This window comes from Hydrogenoanaerobacterium saccharovorans, from assembly GCF_003814745.1.
In the GTDB taxonomy this organism is placed as follows: Bacteria; Bacillota; Clostridia; order Oscillospirales; family Ruminococcaceae; genus Hydrogenoanaerobacterium; species Hydrogenoanaerobacterium saccharovorans.
The window spans coordinates 1,634,793-1,653,928 of record NZ_RKRD01000001.1 but is presented as its reverse complement, the minus strand read 5'-3'; the positions used below and the strand labels follow the sequence as shown (position 1 = coordinate 1,653,928).

The following is a 19,136-nucleotide window of genomic DNA, read 5'->3' as shown; positions in this document are numbered from 1 at the left end:
AAAATAGATTATTTAGTATAATTATTGAGATGCAAGTTGTTTGAAACCTAGATTTTCTGCTTTTGTATGATCAAATTTATAGCAAAAACAAGCTTTAATTTAAAGAAATATTTCTAATATTGCAGGTTAAAACATTGACAATATTTGGAGTTCAAGTTATACTATGCATAATTTAACATCTCCGAGCTTTGGCAGCTTTGCTGCAGCCTAAGGGTATGTACCTATGGCACAAAGCCTGGGCGGCAAAAGAAATTTTGTCACCTTCCTTTTGAAAAGGGGATTGCATAGTATACGAATGCGTTATTGCTTAATTGTACCGCGGTTTGTATATTGGCAGCCTTTTTTAAGGCTGTTTTTTTATTGCCATTTTTAAACTTTGATTAGACAAAAATAAGTGAGGACATTCTATGAAAAAAATTTTTGCCATATTAACCATGTTTGCTGCTCTGTGTATGATAACAGCCTGCCAAAGTCAACCATCAAAGGCTGAATTCGCCTCAGAAAACCTAAGTCAAAATGCGGCATTTGCAGCAACGTCCGGCAGCTTTACCCTAAAGAATGTTGAGGGAACCGATGTGACAGTAGATGTTAAAGAAATTATAGAGCTTGAACCAATTACAAAAAAAGTTGTCCAAAAAACCACATCAGGCGAATCTACAATTACCGTAACCGGAGCAGATTTTAACAAGCTGCTGGAGAAACACAAGCTTTCCCAAGATAAGCTCCAATCACTGCGTTTTGAAGCAGTCGACGGCTACTCTATGGAAATACCGAGCGAATTGCTGGCAAATAGGCAAATTCTGCTGGTTTACAGTGTAGACAGCAAACCTCTTACTGAAAAAGAAGCCCCAATATGGGTTGTTATTCCAGAAGAACGGGCAATGTACTGGGTGAAAAACATCCAATATATTCACTTGAATGAGACCGCGGCATCTGCAGCTGTAGCCGCCGGTAAAATCACATTTATGGAAACCGCTTTTCAAAAGCTTACCTCCGCAGATTACGATGGTGAAAAGACAGTTTTGGGCAAAGAATTGCTTGAGACCGCCGGAATGAACGAAAAGACCGCAAAGCTGACAATTTTTGCAGCGGACGGACTGATAAAAAGCGAAACATTTCAAATCCTCTCGTCTGCTCAAATAAGCACAGAGGGTGAATATGCACCCAAGATAACCGGCGATAAAATCCCCGAGGGAATGCGCGTTAAAAACCTGTTAAGCATTTGTGCAGACGAAAATGCGCTTGTTTCTTTTAACAGCTGTTTGGTCGCAACAGGTTCAACTACTATGGGTGAAAAAACAGGAATTGCCGTAAGCAAACTGTTTAAACTCCTAAGCATGAACGAAGCAGAGTTCTACACATTTACCGCCGCAGACGGTTACACAAAAGATATTGCCAAATCCGATATTGCAAAAGGCATTATTTTAATGAATGACAAAGGCGAACTTGAAACATACTTTGACGGTCTGCCAAAAAACACCTGCGTGAGAAACCTTGCTTCTATTATTGCAAAATAGCTTTTGTACGAGTTTTTCGTACATTTGAGTACATTTAATAACTCCTTTTCATTTTACACTTTGGAGTCAGGGTACCTGAAAGCCCTGGCTCCAAAGCAATTTTTAGAAAGCAGGGTGATGGGTATTTCTCGCTGGTTTTTAAAATATACGGTGTTCGATTTGGTGCTGATGGCAAGCTTAGCCGCCCTCGGTATTGCAATTAAGCCTGTAATTGTACCACTAGTTCACTTTATTACGGGGCCTTTGCTCATTCCCGGTGGCTCGGTTGCAGGCGGAATTTACATGATGTGGATTGTGCTTGGCGTAGCACTTGTAGGCAAAGCAGGCAGCGGCACAATTATTGCATCAGTCCAAGCTGTTGTTGTGATTGCCACAGGCATTTCGGGCAGCCACGGGATACTTAGCATAGTAACATACCTTTTGCCGGGCATTGCGGTGGATGCAACCTTGTTTCTTTTAAAAAAAGTAAAGTGTTATAAAATAAAAATGTTCGTTTGCGGTATGACTGCAAACGTATTTGGCACTCTACTATCCAATATCTTGTTTTTTCGGCTTCCTACAATTCCACTTTTGCTAAGCCTTAGCGCGGGAGCTTTTTCAGGTGGTATAGGCGGGCTGATTGCCTATGGTATCCGAAAGCGATTAATGGTGTTTGGATTATTTGAGCATAGCGATAAGCACATGAGCGCAGATACACAAGAAATGCAAATATAGATTTATGATTCCCCCTCGAATTTTCGGGAGGGAATTATGTTGTTTAAAGAGGATTAATTTTAGATGGAGAAATGTTGGATATGAAGAACTTAAAACAGAAAATCAGTTCTAATTTTATCATTATAGTGATACTCGCTGTGCTTGCCGTTTTTGCAAGCACTATGGCCTTACTGAACCTGCAGCATGCCGAAAACAAGTTAAAACAAACCTCGCATAAAGAGATTCTTATTTCATTAAACAACCAAGCTGCAGCCCCGATTACTTGGGAGGATTTGTGCAGTATCGAGGCAGACGAATTCTTAGCTGTTCAAAAATCTAATGGAAAGCCCCCTGTTGAAAGAACATTTAAAGGTACTGCCTTAATCAATGTACTTGATTTAAAGGGAGTTTCAATAAACGACAGTGCACAAGTTGCGCTATCTTCAATCGACGGGTATACCGTTACTTTTTCAGCCGACGAGGTAAAAGATAAACACAATATCTGGCTAGCCTGGGAAATGGACGGCTCTGCGCTGGATGAAAACAGCGGCCCTTATATGGTTGTTGTGAGAAAAGACCCGTTCAGCCAAAGATGGGCCAAACAGCTTTGCGAAATAATTGTGAAATAAAAGGGATTTTGTTATGGATTTATTAACTGCTGTGGAGGTAACCCAACTTTGCCTCTCTTACGGAGAGCGCGATGTTTTTTCAGACATCAGTTTTCGAGTTAATTTTGGTGACATCATTGGCATAAGCGGTAAAAGCGGATGCGGTAAAAGCAGCTTGTTGCATTGCCTGTGCGGCATCATCCCTCGGTTTATTCCTGCCAATATAAAAGGGACTGTCAAAATAATGGGTTGTGATTTGGCACAAATGAGTCTGGCTGAAATTTCAACCAAAATCGGCTTGGTAGGCCAAAACCCTGAAACACAGGTTTTTATGCCCACCGTAGAGGATGAAATCGCATTTGGGCTTGAAAATATGTGTATTGCACCGGTCGAGATTGAACAGCGCATTGATTGGGCTTTGGATTGTGTGGGTATGAATGGGCACCGTAAGACAAAACCAGCTTTGCTTTCGGGCGGGCAAAAACAACTGATTGCACTCGCCTGTGCCCTTAGTATGGATGCCTCTATATTTTTATTTGACGAACCTCTCGCCTTTGTGGATGAAGAAGGCAGAAAAAAGCTGCTGCCCATTATAAAAAACTTAGCGCAAGATGGTAAAGTTGTAATTATGGTGGACCATATGAGCGAAAATTTACAGATATGCAACAGCATCATTGGTTTGGAAAACGGTACAGCAAAGGAGCATTTTAATGATACATACACAGCCCGCTATTGAGGCGTTAAACGTTTGTTACCGTTACCCCAAGGCACAAACTTTTGTGATAGAAAATGCTTCTTTTTCATTGCATCAAGGGGAATTTGCAGCAATAACAGGTAAGAACGGAGTAGGCAAAAGCACCCTTGCTAAACTATGTACTGCCATCCTTAAACCAACCTCAGGTAAAATACAAGTGTATGGCAAAAATACCGCAGATACACAGACTGCACAGATTGCCAAAGATGTTTGCTATTGCCTCCAGCACCCTGCCAGACAGCTTTTTACTGCTACGGTTGAGGATGAAATTGCCTTTGCTCTGCGATATCAGAACTATACCGAGATTGAAATACAAGCTCGGGTAGATAATATGCTGGAGCTTTTCGATTTATTGCATCTTCGAAAGTGCTTTCCTCTGCAATTATCGGGTGGCGAACAGCAGCGGCTTGCTATTGCAGCAGGGTTAGCTTTGAAACCACGTTTTTTGTTGCTGGACGAGCCTACTGCATGTTTAGATAGGCACAAAGTAGATGAGCTTTCTGCACTTTTAGAACGTTTGATTAAGAGCGAAAACATCGGAGTTGCCGTCATCAGCCATGACAACAACTTCGTTAGAAAAAATGCTAATAAAGTTTTTACAGTACGTGGAGGTGCCGTCTATGCTGATTAATTCTGACCCTCGCTCAAAACTTTGTGTTGTGGCTGTTTTATCCACCCTTGCAATTTTTTGCAGCAACGTGTTCCCACTGGCTTTTTTGCTGTGTACTGCGGTTCTTTGCACTGTTATGTTCGGCTGCAATGTGAAAGAACTGTTTGCAAGCTGTAAATCCTTTTTTAACGTTATTCTGTCAATTGCCCTAATTCAAAGTGTTTTTGTAAAAGGCGGTAAGGTTCTTGTAGAATTGTTATCCGTACCTGTACTTACATATAACGGAGTGGCAACCGCCCTAAGCTTTGTGCTGCGTATGTTTATCATCCTCTGCTCGGCATTCGTACTCGGCACATCCTCGGAACGAGAAATCATCCAGGGGCTTATCCAAATGAAAATACCCTTTGAAATTGCTTTTATGGCAATGATGGGCATTCGTTTTTTGCCACAGCTGAGAGAGCAAATTCAAGACAGTATAGTTGCAGTTCAATTGAGGGGCATAGACCTAAAAAAGCTTAAACTTACTGAGAAAATCCGTCTTTTCTCTATTATGCTAGCCCCTGTAGTGGCAGGTACTGTTGTACATTCAAGGCAGCTTTCTGTATGTATTCAGCTTAGAGGGTTCAGAGCTTTTAGCAAACGAACCAGCCGTTTTCATCTGGCTATGAATACTATGGATATTATTATTATGTGTGTTAGTCTGGCTTTTTTTGTATGTTTTGTTTTTGCATGGCGTAATCGATAGTAAAGGAGGCTTTTTTAAATATGAAAATTTTGACCGTTGTGGGTATCAGCAATTCGGGCAAAACCACAGTTGTGGAGGGTTTAATCAAAGAACTGAAAGCCAGAGGATATTCAGTAGGCTCGGTGAAATCAATCAGCTGCGGTTCGCGCTGCCACTTGCTGGTGAACGGCAAATGCAAGTGCTCGGCAGGCCGTGACCACCGCTTTACCATAGATACCGATATGAAAAACTCCGCAAGGCATCGGCTTGCAGGTTCTGCCCAAATTACCACATGGGCAGAAAGTGAAACCGCCGTTATGTATCAGCGTGAGCTCAGTTACAAAGAACTGGTTGATTTATATGATTACGATTATCTTATTTTTGAAGGGGATTACTATAACCACGCCCCAAGAATTGTAACAGCATCGACTGCAGAAAGCGCAAAAGAGCGTATAACCGATATGACCTTTGCTGTTTGCGGACGAATTGGCGAACAGATGGTGGAGCTTGACGGACTGCCTGTTATAAACCCTGTATCAGATATAAACGCCCTTGCGGATTTAGTGGAGGAAAAAGTATTCCCTATGCTGCCCGAAATCGACAACTTAAATTGTAGGCTTTGCGGCAGCACATGCAAAGAATTGGGTGTAAAAATCCTTCGTGGGCATGCATCTGTAAATGACTGTAAGCTGATAAAGCAAAGCACGTTACTTAGCTATAACAATAACCGTGTAGATATTTCAGATACACAGCAAAAGAAACTTGTTGCAGCCATTAACCGTGTATTGGAGGAAAACAACCTGCTCCCTTCCAATGTCCCAATTGAAATCAATATAACAACGGATGGTTATTAAATATGAGATACAGCATATCAGAATCACTTTTATCTAAGCGCAACTATGTATTTTTGATAAACACCGATAACGTAAGTTATCCCAAAGCGGTATTGAAAAAATTTTCTGATATTAACGGATTTGAGGCGGAAACACAAGCTATGCAAGCTTTATGCAAGCACAATATTGCTGTACCAACAACGCTTTTGATTGAAGAGCAAAGCATTGTTTATGAGCATATTAATGGCAAGTTGTTGGTAGATTACCTGGATATGCTTGAGCATGATAAACACAGTGACGAAGTATTTTTTATTTTTGACAAGCTGTGTCAATGGCTTGCGGAATGCTACACCGCCCTTGAAAGCGAATATGGCTGCGAAATGGTTTTAGGTGATGCACATTTACGAAATTTTATTTATTCCGATAAGATTTATGGGATAGACTTTGAATGTGTAAAAGAAGGCAAAAAAGAAGAGGACATCGCTGACCTTGCAGTGTTTACATTAGTCTATTCCCCTATGTGCACACAACAAAAATATAAACTTGCCGCGCATATATTGGAGTGTTGCAACCGTTATATGCAGCTTAATGCTCAGCTAATTGATTCTGAAATTTTACACCACATCAAAACAGTGGAGCAACGTCGCGGTATTAGCCTTCCAAAAAATATATCCCATAACTTAAGCAGCGTTTTATATCTTCAACAGGAATTATAGAATGATTAAGATATACAAAAACTGACACCGTAATTATGCAGTGTCAGTTTTATTTTATATAATCTACAAAAATTGTCACTAAAATAGAAAAGCGGAGTATTTGCTCCGCTTTTTTAAGCTGTAACAATGCAATAACCTCGCAATTCAAATTCCCAGCCTGCTTCTTTTAAATCATTTACCCCTTTGCCCATACTGTTTAGCATTTTTATAACTATACCATGGATAAACAGCAGTGTACCTATTTTAAAATCGTTTACTTTTACACATAATGGGTGTTGCAAATAAGCCATTTTTTTCAAAACAGAAAACTGTTTGAAAAAAAGCTGAGAAATAAAATCCGGAGCTTTACTTATTTCTTCCATCAATTTTTGGGAATAGTATTCTTCTTTGGGTATTGATGATACTTTTAATTTACTCAACGATAAACTGCCCGTATCTACAATGAAGGAGCTTTGAAATAAATAATTAGATATAGCAGGGAATGAATTTAATTCTCCTAATTCATATAACTCTGAATACTCTCTTTCAATCTCTATAGCTTGCAAGATAATATTTTCTTTTAATATTTCATTCTGCATCATCCACTTCACTTTAAAAAATCTAATTTTTATTAATGTAACGTAGATGAAACAGCATAACAATGCCAATAGAGAAAAGGCTACGTAACTAAACATTGACATTCCCCCTTTCTAACATTTTATTCAAAGAAAAAATTAAGTGACACTACTTTACAGAATTTGATGCTTTGATCATCTTTCTCAATTCGGCAAATGCTTGTTGATGACATTCTCGAATTTCTTGCAGAGAAGTTTCAAACATAGAGTTGATTTGCTTTAAGCTTGCCTTGTTTTGATGCGAAAAGAAGAACATTAATAAAATAATTATTAATGTATAAGGGGAATTTACTGCTAATTCTTTACATGCTGCGGTTAAAAAGTCTATATCCATCAAATCACCTCAATTTACTATAATTTACCATATATGTATGGTAAATACAATAGCTTTTGAGGTAAATTTACAATTAGCAGCCTTAACTCAATAAACCAGCTAACTTTCTATATCATATCAATACTATTAAAGTTTATTTTACTTTAGAATTAATTTTATTAAAAGATATAACTCAAAAAGAAATATTGGCACTTTACAGTATTTTATTCATAGAGTAACAGCCATCAAATTTGCTTTAATCAAGAATATTAAGTAGATTTAATAAAAAAGAAAAAATTTAAGAGAGGGAACATTTGTAAAATAGGATGTTTGTGCGCATTGGCTCCTATAACTATGATGATGTCTATTCCTAATTTTTTACCTACAGGAAATGAATGATTATATGGGATCGAAACTCATTAATAACCGTACCCCAGAAGAAAAAGAACTGAACTGCCATAAGCAAAACAAACGACTATTGATGGAGAATGATATCCTAAAGCAAGCGGCTCTGATAATGGGACGAAAGTAAACTGTTTCATCTCCTGTAATCTTGTACCATACATAAATGCTCTCGACATTGTTCTCATTCCTTTCAATTTCGGTAGAAATAAAAAAGCACCAAGCCTTTGTTTTTATCCAAAGACTTGGCTGTTCTCATTCTATAAAGTTCTTGTTTTGCAGTGGCGCCCTTTTTGAAGAAAAAGCCTCTATAAACGCCAATAACATCGGGAATTTCCCGATGTTATCTTTTTTGAGCGTCGTTCTTGGTGCGAAGGATGGGACTTGAACCCACACAGTCGTGAAACCGCTAGCACCTCAAGCTAGTGCGTCTGCCATTCCGCCACCCTCGCATATTCGTTCCTGTCACTGTGGAACGAATATTATTATATCAAGAGATGTTAAAAAAGTCAAGGGTTTTTTTCATAAATTTTCTTTTTTCGCTATTTTATCACTACGATACTATGTTGCACGTACTGCCCGACTTGGTAGAAGTTACATTTATGCGTGTAGGAATGCGATCTTTCAACTCGCTCACATGAGAGATAATACCTACAACACGTCCATCTTCACCCAATGACATTAGCGTTTGAACAGCCGAACTTAATGATTCATCATCCAATGTGCCAAAACCTTCGTCAATAAACATCGTGTCGATTATTACTCCTCCTGCATACATCTGCACAATGTCTGCCAGGCTTAATGCCAAAGCAAGCGATGTTTTAAAACTTTCACCGCCTGAAAGAGTCGTTATATGGCGTGCCTTCCCACTATAATTATCGATTATTTCAAGGCTCAATCCGGATGCCCGCCCGAATTTTTCACGGTCGGATTTACGGCGAAGTTCATATCGAGAAAAAGTCATTTTACTAAGCCGCATGTTTGCCAATGCGATAATATCATCAAAATAGGATGCGAGAACATAACTTTCAAACGAAATTCGCTGTGCATTGTTACCGCTTGCAAGGCGGTAAAGTTCGCTTACATCTTTATATTGTGAATATAGTTTTGCCATTCCGTTATAACGTTCACGAATAGAACCAACCGCCTGCGTATTAATTTTAACTCGTGCAGCCAGTGTTACCTTCTGCTGATTGAGATCTGAAATTCGTGCAGTAAGTTCTTTGTGTTGTGCACTTAATAGTTCAACGTCTGCCTGTGTTTTATCACGCAATTCAGTTTCTAAAGAGTTGAGCTCTGTGGTAGCAGCCGTACAAGCGATGTTATAACTATTGATAATTTCTTCAATTTCTGTTGCTTTATCGATAAGGGCGCGATGCTCTTCATACATTTCACGCGATGTAAAGCGAAAGATGTTTAAATCGGCGTGGAATTGGTTTTGGGCAAGGCTAAGCTGATTGTTCAAATTAAACATCTTGCTGCGCGAAATTTCTACTGTTTTGCAAAGTTTATCGTATTCCGATTTTGCATCCATAAAACGCTGCGTGGTCGAAGCTATTTGTTCGTTAATCTGTACGATTTGTTTATCGGTAGCTTCAATCTCTGCCTTTAATTGTTCCGCATCCTTAATATCAGCTGACAGTTGCTCATATAATTCATCAATTTGTCTCTTTTTACTGTCAATTTCAGCTTTTGATTTAAGCAAACGGTTGGTGACTTTGGCTATTTCATCAAGTACTGCGATTTCATCATCATATTTCTCATCGGGTTTGGCAATATCGGTCAGCTCTGCAACTTCCAGTTCAATTTCTTGAATTTGATTTTGTAAGGCAGATACATGGCGCTCAAAATTTTCTTTTGAAGCAGAAATCTCAGAAGGATAGCTTAAAACTTCCTCTTCTTTAAAGCTATACACATCGTCCATATAATTAATTTGACGAAAACAAGCTTTTATGTCCGTTTCCAAGGTGTTCAGCGCAGCCGTCAACGCGTCTAAATCGTTGCGGGTTTCATCCAAGCTGGCTTGCGTCGGTACGTCCTCAGCAAGTTTTGCGGGCGCTGGGTGGTCGAAAGAGCCGCAAACAGGGCAGGGGAGATGATCTTCTAATGTACGAGCTAAAACACCTGCTTGGGCGCTTAAAAAGCGGTCGTACTGCAAAATATAATCTTCTTTTACCGCTGCAAACGCTTTGTTGCCTTCAATCGCTTTTTCGCAAAGTAACGACAGCTGCTCAATATTGGCAAGTTTTTTTCGTGCTTCCCGAAGTTGTGCAATCATAACCGAGCGTTCTTTTAACTTTTGCAATATATATTCATTTTTTTTCAGCCGTTCACGTGCTTTTTTTAGTTCCAAAAGTTCTGCATTGCATTGCTCAATTTTAAAAAACACATTTTGTGTGGCTGCTAACTTTGTTCTGTGCTCGATTAGATTTTGTTTTACTTCTTCGCGCGATTTTGCTTCGTATAACGCAGATTGTGATTGGCGCATTGTGTTTGCAAGCAAGGGCAGGCGGTGTTGGCAATCCTGCATTTCTTTTTGATACTCTGCTATCTGTGCACTGAGTTGAGCAATCATATCATCAGATTTGCTAACCTGCTGTGCACCGCGAATCAAATCCAATTTATTTTTTTGCTCGGCAATATAACCTTTTCGGCTGAGCAGTACATTGGTTTTCTTTTGTAAATCTTCAAGTTTTTCAAATTTATGGTTAACTTCTACAGCTTGCTCTAAATTCAGTTTATCTCTCAATGCATTTAAATCGAGTAATTTCTGCTCCAGCTTTTCAAGCTTTGCTCGGTCTTGCTTTACAAAAGTTTCGGCAGCAGCAAGCAATACCTCAACGTCAATGGAGGGTGCTTGCGTTAAAGCGTAAAACTCGGCATCTCCGCCGCAATCCATACCGGATGCACAGACTGCAATGGCATCGGTCTGCTTTCCGATAGCTGCATCCAATGTGCGTGTTTTTTCGCCTAGTTCTTGTGCAAAACGGTCGAACAATTCAGTTGAAAAAATACGGCGAAAAATTTCTTGTTTTTCATCGGAGGATGCTTCCAAAAGACGCTGAAATTCGCCCTGTGCCAACATAACAATTTGTTTAAACTGATTAAGGTTGATACCCAATATATCATTGATGCGCACATTTACGTCCAAAGCGCCGGTTATTACATCACCATTTGGCAAAGTAAGTTCCACCTTGCTTGGCACCATCGTGTAAGTGCCTTTGCTTGTTAATTTTTGCTGCTGCGGCTGCCGAAAAAGGCAAAACACCTTTCCGCGTAGCTCAAACTCAAAATAAACGTTGCATAATGTGGTTTCGGGTGCAAAGTCGCTTTTAAAGTTTTCGTTTTGCCGGTTGTCACCGCTTGCTCTGCCGTACAGTGCAAAGCAAATGGCGTCAAAAATTGTGGTTTTCCCCGCACCTGTGGGGCCTGTAATTAAAAAGATTCCGCTTTGTATAATGGTTGTAAAATCAATGGTCTCACTGCCTGAAAACGGGCCGAATGCATTCATCGTTAGTTTAATTGGTTTCATCGTCGTACCCTCCTTGCAGTTTGCTGAACAATTTACTTGCCATCGTACGGCGCGAATCGGTAATTTCTTCTCCTTTTACGGCAGAATAAAACTCTTCAAACAACTCCTGAGGTGTTTTGTTTTTCACCGCGGCGGCAGCACTTACCGAAGCATCAAACTCATGTTTACGCCCAATCAGTTCCATACCCATAATATTGGGGTATACCGTGCGCAACTTGTCCATTGCGCACGGAATTAAGCTGTCGTCCGTAAGCTGAGCATACACGTAGTCTTCGCGGTTGCCCTGCACATTTGCAGCATTGCTTAGCTGTTCAAAGCTTCCTAACAAAACACGCATATCCCGCCGAGGGGTTAAGCCGTATTTTTTTATACTGAGTTCACCTTTTTCACGCATCTCGATCGTAGTAATCGATTTTTGCGATGTACTTTCCTGTATCGAATATTTTAGCGGAGAACCGCTGTAGCGGATATTATCCCGCCCCGCTTTTTGCTGCCGATGCAGATGCCCCAGTGCCACATAATCAAACATATCTACATAAGAGGCATCAATCAAATCGCTGCCCCCAATGCTGATTTCGGAGTCGCTGCGCTCGACAGCGTCGGGGTTTTTAAGATAAGAGAAAAAGCCATGCGTTACCAGTACATTTCGCTCGGTAAGGTCGATTTCGGTAAGGTTGTGGTGAATCAATGTACGAAAAGCATCGTCGTAGCTGTGAATCTTTTCATCGGGGAAATCTGCCCTTACAATTGCAGGCTCAATATAAGGCAGACAATAAAAATGTATATTACCAAATTCGTCTTGCAATGTAATTTTTCGAATCGTCTTATTATAGATACCTTCAACGTACAGCCCCGAACGCTCGTAAATTCTGCTTGCAAAGTTAAGCCGCTGCGGGCTGTCATGGTTGCCGCTTACCGCTATGATTGGAATTCCCGCTTCTACCGTAATACGGTAAAACACTTCGTCTAATAGGGATACTGCGTCTGCCGGCGGTATCGAACGATCATACAAGTCGCCCGCTATCACCAGCAATTCCGCTTTTTGCTGCACTAAAAAATCGATCATTTGCTTTAGTATAAATCGTTGATCGTCCAGCATCGAAAATTCATTTACGATTTTACCAAGATGCCAGTCCGATGTATGTACAATCCTCATAATATGCTGCCCTCCGTCGAATATTGCAGAAATAGATAATTCTATTTTAAACCGTACCTCAACAATAGTCAAAGGTTGGTTGTATATTTTCTTCCTGTTGTGAATATAGTTGGACTAGCACATGACTTTGACAATAACAGGGAGGACTGAAATATGGCAAGACGTGAACCAAAAAACTGCGGATATGCCGGACTTACTACCCAGCAGGCAAACAAGCGCTTGTTTGAGTACGGCGAAAATGTGTTGGCAGCCGGGAAAAAGCACAGTGCACTAAAAATGTTTGTTGGTCAATTTAAAGATTTGATGGTAATTATTCTACTGATTGCAACCGTACTGTCGGTTTTTATGGGGGAGGCAGTTGAAGCACTTACCATTGTATTGATTGTTCTGGTAAATGCTATTTTGGGTTTTGCACAAGAATTTCGTACCGAAAAGACGCTGGAAGCACTCAAAAACCTTGCTGCACCTCACGCAAAGGTAATAAGAGACGGTAAAAAGACGGAATTGGAAGCAATTGAACTTGTACCGGGAGACTTGATTTTGCTTGAAGCAGGCGATAGAGTGCCCGCCGATGCTCAGGTGCTTGAAGCAAGTGCTCTGCAAGCAGATGAGGCAATGCTCAGCGGGGAATCGGTACCGGTAGAAAAGTTTGAAGATGAAAACTTTGAGCACCCCGCCCGTGAACATAACAATATGGTTTTTATGGGGACAAACATTGTAAAAGGGCGTTGCAAAGCAATTGTGCTCGATACCGGTATGCGTACCGAGATGGGGAAAATTGCGGGTCTGCTCACAGAAATATCGGAAGAAAAAACCCCACTGCAAGAAAAACTGGATGGCATGAGTAAATATCTTGCTATTGGCTGTTTGGTCATCTGTGCTATCGTTACGGTTACAGGTATTATTCGCGGTGAGCCTGTTTTTGATATGATTCTTACCGGTATTTCTCTGTCTGTCGCTGCCATACCGGAGGGACTGCCCGCTGTTGTTACCATTGCTTTGGCACTTGCTGTCTCACGTATGCTCAAACGCAATGCGCTGATACGTAAGCTTCACGCAGTGGAGACAATGGGGTGCGCAGGTGTCATCTGTTCGGACAAGACCGGAACGCTTACAGAAAATAGAATGACGGTAAAAGAACTGTTTACAATCGAACGGCAGATTACCGTAACGGGCAACGGCACCGAAAAAAGCGGCGAACTTCTTTACCATGGCAGCAGTGTTGGTGTTGCTGCACAGCCGGATATACGGTTGCTGCTTGATATTGCTGTAATGTGTAACAATGCGCACATTGAGAATGAACAGGATGATATATTTTTACGACATAAAAGCAAATTGAATTGGCAGGTAAATGGGGAGCCTACTGAGGTAGCCCTCATGGTTATGGCGGCAAAAGGACATGTCACCGAAAAATCATCGGCGGTTAGTTACACGCGTATGGACGAATTGCCGTTTGACTCTGTACGCAAGTGCATGTCGGTAGTAGTGCAAGACCGCAGCGGTACCAGATACCTGCTTACAAAGGGCGCGCCGGATATGATTTTGGAGAAATGCAATTGTTATCAGCGCGGAAGAGAGCAGGAAACAATGACACTTTCCATTCGCCGTACGATTGAATCGGCAAATGAGCAGATGGCAAAAAAGGCACTGCGCGTTTTGGCTTTTGCTTACCGAGAATTGCGGGAAGGAGAAACACCAACCAAAGAAGAAAATCTCACTTTTGTAGGGCTGGCAGGTATGATAGATCCTCCCCGTAAAGAAGCATTTGATGCCGTACGAAAATGCCACAGAGCGGGTATAAAAACAATTATGATTACAGGTGACCATAAGCTTACTGCATCTGCCATTGCATCGGAATTAAATATTTTACGCAAAGGGGATATGGTTTTTACCGGCAAAGAGATTGACAAAATGAGCGATGCCGAGTTTGAAAGCAATATTGGAAAAACTACAGTATTTGCGCGTGTCAGCCCCGAGCATAAACTCAAAATTGTACGTGCCCTTAAAAAGCAGGGGAATATTGTAGCTATGACAGGTGACGGTGTGAATGACGCACCTGCTGTAAAAGAGGCAGACATTGGTGTTTCTATGGGCGAAGGCGGAACCGACGTTACCAAAGAGGCGTCTTCGGTGATATTGCTTGATGATAACTTTGCAACCCTTGTGGCTGCCATTGAGGAAGGACGGGTAATTTACCGCAATATCCGTAAGTTTATCCGTTATCTTCTTTCCTGCAATATCGGCGAAGTCATCACCATGTTTGTCGGTATGCTCATGGGGATGCCTGTCATATTGCTCCCCATACAGATTTTACTGATCAACCTGGCAACCGATGGTTTACCTGCCATTGCCCTCGGGCTGGAGCCTGCCGACCACGATGTTATGGAGGTGCGTCCGCGCAGTAAAGGAGAGAGCATTCTATCGGGAGGATTGCTTTCTACCATTATCTTCCGAGGGTGCCTCATCGGGCTTACGACCATTGCGGTATTCAGTAATTTTATGCGCGAATTTGGGGATATCAACCTTGCACGTACCGGCGCATTTGCAACATTGGTTATCACACAGCTGATTCATGTATTCGAATGTAAGAGCGAAGAACACGGTCTGTTTCGTATCAACCCGTTTAACAATATCAAATTGATTTTGGCGGTATTGGTATCAGCAGGTGTGCTTTGGGCAGCAATTTATGTACCGTTTCTCAATAATGTATTCAAAACGGTTCCGCTCGGCTGGCATCATCTTATGACTATGCTTGTGTATGTAATGTTTGCACCCGTCCTTTCATCTATTCTTATTCTAACAAAGCGTAAAACTCGGTTCCTGTCTCCCAACGAAATAAAAGAATAAACATAAAAAAAGAACCCTTCATATACGAAGGGTTCTTTTTTATGTTACAGAACTTGAAGAATTTTTTAATAGTTATGCTTTACACAGTTCAATTGCAACTTCTGCTGCAGTCGAAGCATCGGGTGTATAACGATCTGCGCCTATCTGTTGGCAGAAAGCATCGGTAACAGGTGCGCCGCCTACCATGATTTTTACTTTATCACGAATGCCTGCAGCCTCTGTAGCGGCAACTACATCTTTCATAACGCCCATGGTTGTGGTGAGCAGGGCAGAGCAGCAAATAACGGTACAACCTTCGTTTACAGCTGCTTCAACATATTTTTCAGGCGGTACATCTGTGCCAAGGTCAATAACCTCTAAGCCTTTGCCCTCCATCATCATTTTAACAAGGTTTTTTCCAATGTCGTGCAGGTCACCTTTAACGGTACCTATGCAAACTTTTCCGTTTGCTACAACGCCTGCTTCACTCAGCAGAGGTTTTAGCAAAGCAGCACCGGCGTTCATTGCACGGGCAGCAATTAAAACTTCGGGTACATATACCTCGTTGTTTTTAAATTTTTCACCGATAATACCCATACCGGAAAGCAGACCTTCCTCAAGAATCTCTTTTGCAGAAATTCCTTGGTTAATTGCGTCCTCAACCAGTTGCTTTACGATTTTTGCCTTACCTTTTTGAAGATTCTCAGAGATTTCAGCTAAAATACTCATTTAAAATCGACTCCTTTTTTATAATCTTAAAACTTAATTTGCTTTTTTAGGTTTGATTAAGCCTCTTGACTCACGATATTTGCCGGGGGTAATACCTGTCATTTTTTTAAATACCTTTGAAAAATAACTCTGATCTTCAAAGCCCACAATTCCCGAAATATCAACAAGCTTGATTTTATCGGTCAAGAGCAATTTTTTACTTTTTTCAATACGTATTTTATTTAGGTAGGTATTAAAGTTGCAGTCCATTTCCTCTTTAAATACCTTACTGAAGTAAGACGGAGAGAGGTATACATAAGAGGCAACTTCTTCCAGCGTAATTTTCCCAGCGTAATTTTTACGTATGTATTCTGCCGCTTTGCGTATAACATCAATATGCTTTACATCCGAAAATTTAAATACCAAATCAGTGTATCGACTCATTACGGTTGATAGCCAGTAACACAATTCATCTACAGATATAATGCGTTCAATCTCGCCCATATAGCGGTGATTCATATCGAAAACCAGCGATGTTTCAGCACCTCCATCTATTGCGGCACGTGACAGTAAAACAATCAACTCATAAACGCGTGTCTTTATAATTTTAAAATCACCGCCGGATGAAAAGAAAATGTGCCCAAGCAATTCATTTAGCAGACGCTGAGAGTTTGGTTTGTCCGAATCTATAATGGATTGCATCAGTTCATGTTCTTTATTCAACGGGTAAGAAGAAGCATCCTTATTATTTTCCAGCTTTAACTGATGAACAAAGTCACCAACCTGCCCTTGAATTGTATCAGAATTTTGCGTTTTTAACAGTTGGTTGTAGGAGGCTATGTTATTTAAAAAACCAACTGACATAAAAAGTAAGGTAGACATGCGCGACACCCGTTCGGGGCTAACATAAGGGATATTATGAATAACGCTTAAAACTTTCTCAATTTTTTTGTTTGAAAGTTTTAGGTTATTGAGGTCAAAGTTAATGTAATCATCGGTTTCTACCATCAGCAACGGTCCTGCGGTTACTAATGCAACTCCTTCATTCTCACTCATAATGGGTGAAACAAAGCAAGTAAGCCCCATAGGACAATAATATATATATTTGCCGCCAAAGCGTTCTGCCTGCATCATTCCATAAAGGAGCGCATCCTTACATTTCAGTTCTGCATCTTTTTTTTCATTTATAATTGAACAAACTTCGCAGCAACTGCAACTGTACCCGATACTGTGTAGCACATTGCCGTTCAAATCAGAAACCGTGCAACCAATACCCGTTGATAATGAAAATGCATCGGCGCATTCTTTTGCAAGTGCAAGATCAAAGCGACTGATTGGCTCTTCAAAAATCTGCGGCATTTGTACACCATCCTTTTCTATAGTTTATCATAGGGGCAGATGCGGTTCTAATAAAATTATTGTTTTTTTGGTAAATTATTATGACATGTTTCATAATTTTGTACAATTTTAAGGTAAAACTATTGTCTACTATATCGATAGGAATATTATTTTATGCATCAGATAAAAACTTCATCACACTATATCTTATCTCAAGGCAATTATAATTGCTATCTAATTTAATTTCTTTTTTAAGCCAAATTTTGCGGTAATTTTAGGAATTTGGGGCAAAATAGGAAGGTCGAAAAAATTTTAAATTTACATGAAGCTATATTATCAGCCGATTCAGCCGCTTAATTTTCATTGGTTTTAAATCAGGAAATTAATTTTATCATCGGAAAATCATAACTGTCAAAGGAAGATTTGCACATAACAAAATTGATAACCAATTTAATAACATTTTGCCTTTCATAAAAATCATCCGTCCGTCCAAAATAATTGATGTCGATGATTATTATTTTAAAAGATGTGAGGATGAATTATGAAAAATTTTTTAAAAGCGACAGTGAGTGCCTTTGCAATTTGTATTGCGGCACTGCTGTGTTTTCTATTTTATATCAGTAATTTACTACCCGATCGCTATATGATTGCAGAAGGAGAAGAATTTTCTATCCGCTCTCAATTAAATGTAACTGCAAGTGTTGAAAATAAAAATAGTTTACGGCAGGTGTTGACACAATCAGGCAATACCTATCAAGCACAGTTAAAACTATTTGGTTCTATACCGCTTAAACAGGTCACAGTACAGGTAGTGGATAAACAAATGGTAGCAGCGTGCGGTTCACCTTTTGGCATTAAGATGTTCACTGAAGGTGTAATGGTAGTTGGCTTAAGTGACCTTGATACCGAAGCAGGTCCAATAAATCCCGCGAAAGAAGCCGGAATACGAATTGGCGATGTTGTTATGCGCATCAACGGGAAAGAAGTTTATTCAAATGAGCAAGTAGGAGATATTCTTGAAAAAAGCGGAGGTAAACCGCTTAAAGTTAACTTAAAACGAAAAAATACTCCTATGACGGTTACACTTGTTCCGCGCAGAAGCGGTGTAAGTGATGAATTTAAAGCAGGTATGTGGGTGAGAGACTCTTCTGCAGGAATTGGTACAATGACTTTTTACGACCCTATATCGGGCGTTTTTGGTGGCTTGGGGCATGCTGTATGCGATGTTGATACCGGTGAAATTTTGCCGCTGATGAAAGGCGAGGCGGTTCAAGTAGATATTACAGGCTGCGTAAAAGGCGAAAGCGGCGTACCGGGAGAATTACAAGGCAATTTTTACGAAAATGGTAAGCTTGGTAATCTGTATTTAAATAATGAGACAGGCATTTATGGTACGCTCAATTCAAAAATTACTCCTCCTGTGCTTATTCCCATTGCATTTCGTCAAGAGGTTAAAGCAAGCTCAGCAACTATTTTAACTACACTTAATGGCAGCACACCTCAAGAATACGACATAATGATAGAAAAGGTTAATTTTGGTGACACCAATCCTACCAAAAACATGGTAATTCGCATCACCGACCCCAAACTTCTTGCAAAAACCGGGGGTATAGTACAAGGAATGAGCGGCAGCCCCATTTTGCAAGATGGTAAGTTAATTGGTGCCGTTACACATGTATTTGTTAATGATCCGACACGTGGTTTCGGCATATTCGCTGAGAATATGTATTATTCCATCGACAATGTAGAAAATGCAATGCGAATGGCTTCGTAATAATTGACAAAAATTTAC

General features: G+C 40.3%; 17 protein-coding genes, 1 tRNA gene and 1 riboswitch. Of the genes, 11 read left to right on the top strand and 7 right to left on the bottom strand.

All coding sequences use genetic code 11. The annotated features are described in order from the left end of the window. Positions 1–167 precede the first annotated feature (167 nt). Positions 168–295: riboswitch (molybdenum cofactor riboswitch) on the top strand. Between the two features lie 112 nt (positions 296–407). From EDD70_RS07745 to EDD70_RS07710, 8 genes are all read left to right on the top strand, one after another. After that, a complete protein-coding gene (locus EDD70_RS07745; RefSeq protein WP_123811024.1) occupies positions 408–1,517 on the top strand; it encodes a molybdopterin-dependent oxidoreductase in 1,110 nt (369 codons plus the stop codon). Between the two features lie 117 nt (positions 1,518–1,634). After that, positions 1,635–2,231, top strand: a complete 597-nt coding sequence (locus EDD70_RS07740; RefSeq protein WP_092751330.1) for an ECF transporter S component — start codon at positions 1,635–1,637, stop codon at positions 2,229–2,231. 80 nt (positions 2,232–2,311) lie between these two features. Beyond that, the gene (locus EDD70_RS07735) at positions 2,312–2,839 is read left to right on the top strand and encodes a molybdopterin-dependent oxidoreductase (RefSeq protein ID WP_092751332.1); all 528 of its coding nucleotides are present in this window, start codon (positions 2,312–2,314) and stop codon (positions 2,837–2,839) included. Between the two features lie 13 nt (positions 2,840–2,852). After that, complete coding sequence (locus EDD70_RS07730; RefSeq protein WP_092751335.1) at positions 2,853–3,554, top strand: ABC transporter ATP-binding protein; 702 nt, start codon at positions 2,853–2,855, stop codon at positions 3,552–3,554. Further along, positions 3,529–4,203, top strand: a complete 675-nt coding sequence (locus EDD70_RS07725; protein ID WP_092751337.1) for an energy-coupling factor ABC transporter ATP-binding protein — start codon at positions 3,529–3,531, stop codon at positions 4,201–4,203. The genes EDD70_RS07730 and EDD70_RS07725 overlap by 26 nt, the downstream gene beginning before the upstream one ends. Then, on the top strand, positions 4,193–4,927 hold the full coding sequence (locus tag EDD70_RS07720) for an energy-coupling factor transporter transmembrane component T family protein (protein WP_162840771.1): 735 nt from the start codon (positions 4,193–4,195) through the stop codon (positions 4,925–4,927). The genes EDD70_RS07725 and EDD70_RS07720 overlap by 11 nt, the downstream gene beginning before the upstream one ends. A 20-nt stretch (positions 4,928–4,947) precedes the next feature. After that, positions 4,948–5,760 carry a molybdopterin-guanine dinucleotide biosynthesis protein MobB gene (locus EDD70_RS07715; RefSeq protein ID WP_092751341.1) on the top strand — a complete coding sequence of 271 codons (813 nt, stop codon included), beginning with the start codon at positions 4,948–4,950 and terminating at the stop codon, positions 5,758–5,760. A 2-nt stretch (positions 5,761–5,762) separates the two neighbouring features. Next, entirely contained in the window at positions 5,763–6,455 is a 693-nt protein-coding gene (locus tag EDD70_RS07710; protein ID WP_092751343.1) for a BUD32 family EKC/KEOPS complex subunit, read from the top strand. A 113-nt stretch (positions 6,456–6,568) separates the two neighbouring features. Here the strand turns inward: EDD70_RS07710 and EDD70_RS07705 are convergent, their stop codons facing one another. After that, complete coding sequence (locus EDD70_RS07705; protein ID WP_092751346.1) at positions 6,569–7,129, bottom strand: hypothetical protein; 561 nt, start codon at positions 7,127–7,129, stop codon at positions 6,569–6,571. Positions 7,130–7,178: 49 nt separating this feature from the next. Continuing rightward, entirely contained in the window at positions 7,179–7,403 is a 225-nt protein-coding gene (locus EDD70_RS07700) for a hypothetical protein (protein ID WP_092751348.1), read from the bottom strand. A 382-nt stretch (positions 7,404–7,785) separates the two neighbouring features. Here EDD70_RS07700 and EDD70_RS15215 point away from each other — a divergent pair, with 382 nt between their 5' ends. Continuing rightward, the gene (locus EDD70_RS15215; protein WP_278320599.1) at positions 7,786–7,914 is read left to right on the top strand and encodes a hypothetical protein; all 129 of its coding nucleotides are present in this window, start codon (positions 7,786–7,788) and stop codon (positions 7,912–7,914) included. 236 nt (positions 7,915–8,150) lie between these two features. Here EDD70_RS15215 and EDD70_RS07695 read toward each other — a convergent pair. The 3 genes from EDD70_RS07695 to EDD70_RS07685 form a co-directional block, all read right to left on the bottom strand. After that, positions 8,151–8,236: transfer RNA gene (locus EDD70_RS07695), tRNA-Leu, on the bottom strand. A 101-nt stretch (positions 8,237–8,337) separates the two neighbouring features. Beyond that, positions 8,338–11,316 carry an AAA family ATPase gene (locus tag EDD70_RS07690; protein WP_092751350.1) on the bottom strand — a complete coding sequence of 993 codons (2,979 nt, stop codon included), beginning with the start codon at positions 11,314–11,316 and terminating at the stop codon, positions 8,338–8,340. Continuing rightward, entirely contained in the window at positions 11,303–12,472 is a 1,170-nt protein-coding gene (locus EDD70_RS07685; RefSeq protein ID WP_092751352.1) for an exonuclease SbcCD subunit D, read from the bottom strand. The genes EDD70_RS07690 and EDD70_RS07685 overlap by 14 nt, the downstream gene beginning before the upstream one ends. Positions 12,473–12,625: 153 nt before the next feature. Here EDD70_RS07685 and EDD70_RS07680 point away from each other — a divergent pair, with 153 nt between their 5' ends. Then, complete coding sequence (locus EDD70_RS07680; protein WP_092751354.1) at positions 12,626–15,319, top strand: cation-translocating P-type ATPase; 2,694 nt, start codon at positions 12,626–12,628, stop codon at positions 15,317–15,319. A gap of 72 nt (positions 15,320–15,391) precedes the next feature. On the opposite strand, the gene EDD70_RS07675 is transcribed toward EDD70_RS07680, so the two are convergent. Together EDD70_RS07675 and EDD70_RS07670 are read right to left on the bottom strand one after the other, a co-directional pair. Continuing rightward, entirely contained in the window at positions 15,392–16,027 is a 636-nt protein-coding gene (locus EDD70_RS07675) for a cobalamin B12-binding domain-containing protein (RefSeq protein ID WP_092751356.1), read from the bottom strand. A gap of 33 nt (positions 16,028–16,060) precedes the next feature. Continuing rightward, positions 16,061–17,365, bottom strand: coding sequence for a PocR ligand-binding domain-containing protein (locus EDD70_RS07670; RefSeq protein WP_092751358.1), 1,305 nt, complete (start codon positions 17,363–17,365; stop codon positions 16,061–16,063). 520 nt (positions 17,366–17,885) lie between these two features. Between EDD70_RS07670 and spoIVB the strand changes: the two genes are divergently transcribed. Further along, positions 17,886–19,118, top strand: a complete 1,233-nt coding sequence (gene spoIVB, locus EDD70_RS07665; RefSeq protein ID WP_092751360.1) for a SpoIVB peptidase — start codon at positions 17,886–17,888, stop codon at positions 19,116–19,118. Positions 19,119–19,136 lie beyond the last annotated feature (18 nt).

Excerpts from the sequence above, each read along its gene's own strand:
- EDD70_RS07675 (WP_092751356.1), bottom strand. The coding sequence starts at position 16,027 with ATGAGTATTTTAGCTGAAATCTCTGAGAATCTTCAAAAAGGTAAGGCA.
- EDD70_RS07745 (WP_123811024.1), top strand. The coding sequence starts at position 408 with ATGAAAAAAATTTTTGCCATATTAACCATGTTTGCTGCTCTGTGTATG.
- EDD70_RS07730 (WP_092751335.1), top strand. The coding sequence starts at position 2,853 with ATGGATTTATTAACTGCTGTGGAGGTAACCCAACTTTGCCTCTCTTAC.
- EDD70_RS07680 (WP_092751354.1), top strand. The coding sequence starts at position 12,626 with ATGGCAAGACGTGAACCAAAAAACTGCGGATATGCCGGACTTACTACC.
- spoIVB (WP_092751360.1), top strand. The coding sequence starts at position 17,886 with ATGAAAAATTTTTTAAAAGCGACAGTGAGTGCCTTTGCAATTTGTATT.
- EDD70_RS07690 (WP_092751350.1), bottom strand. The coding sequence starts at position 11,316 with ATGAAACCAATTAAACTAACGATGAATGCATTCGGCCCGTTTTCAGGC.
- EDD70_RS07720 (WP_162840771.1), top strand. The coding sequence starts at position 4,193 with ATGCTGATTAATTCTGACCCTCGCTCAAAACTTTGTGTTGTGGCTGTT.
- EDD70_RS07725 (WP_092751337.1), top strand. The coding sequence starts at position 3,529 with ATGATACATACACAGCCCGCTATTGAGGCGTTAAACGTTTGTTACCGT.
- EDD70_RS07715 (WP_092751341.1), top strand. The coding sequence starts at position 4,948 with ATGAAAATTTTGACCGTTGTGGGTATCAGCAATTCGGGCAAAACCACA.
- EDD70_RS07670 (WP_092751358.1), bottom strand. The coding sequence starts at position 17,365 with ATGCCGCAGATTTTTGAAGAGCCAATCAGTCGCTTTGATCTTGCACTT.
- EDD70_RS07685 (WP_092751352.1), bottom strand. The coding sequence starts at position 12,472 with ATGAGGATTGTACATACATCGGACTGGCATCTTGGTAAAATCGTAAAT.
- EDD70_RS07735 (WP_092751332.1), top strand. The coding sequence starts at position 2,312 with ATGAAGAACTTAAAACAGAAAATCAGTTCTAATTTTATCATTATAGTG.
- EDD70_RS07705 (WP_092751346.1), bottom strand. The coding sequence starts at position 7,129 with ATGTTTAGTTACGTAGCCTTTTCTCTATTGGCATTGTTATGCTGTTTC.
- EDD70_RS15215 (WP_278320599.1), top strand. The coding sequence starts at position 7,786 with ATGGGATCGAAACTCATTAATAACCGTACCCCAGAAGAAAAAGAACTG.
- EDD70_RS07710 (WP_092751343.1), top strand. The coding sequence starts at position 5,763 with ATGAGATACAGCATATCAGAATCACTTTTATCTAAGCGCAACTATGTA.
- EDD70_RS07700 (WP_092751348.1), bottom strand. The coding sequence starts at position 7,403 with ATGGATATAGACTTTTTAACCGCAGCATGTAAAGAATTAGCAGTAAAT.
- EDD70_RS07740 (WP_092751330.1), top strand. The coding sequence starts at position 1,635 with ATGGGTATTTCTCGCTGGTTTTTAAAATATACGGTGTTCGATTTGGTG.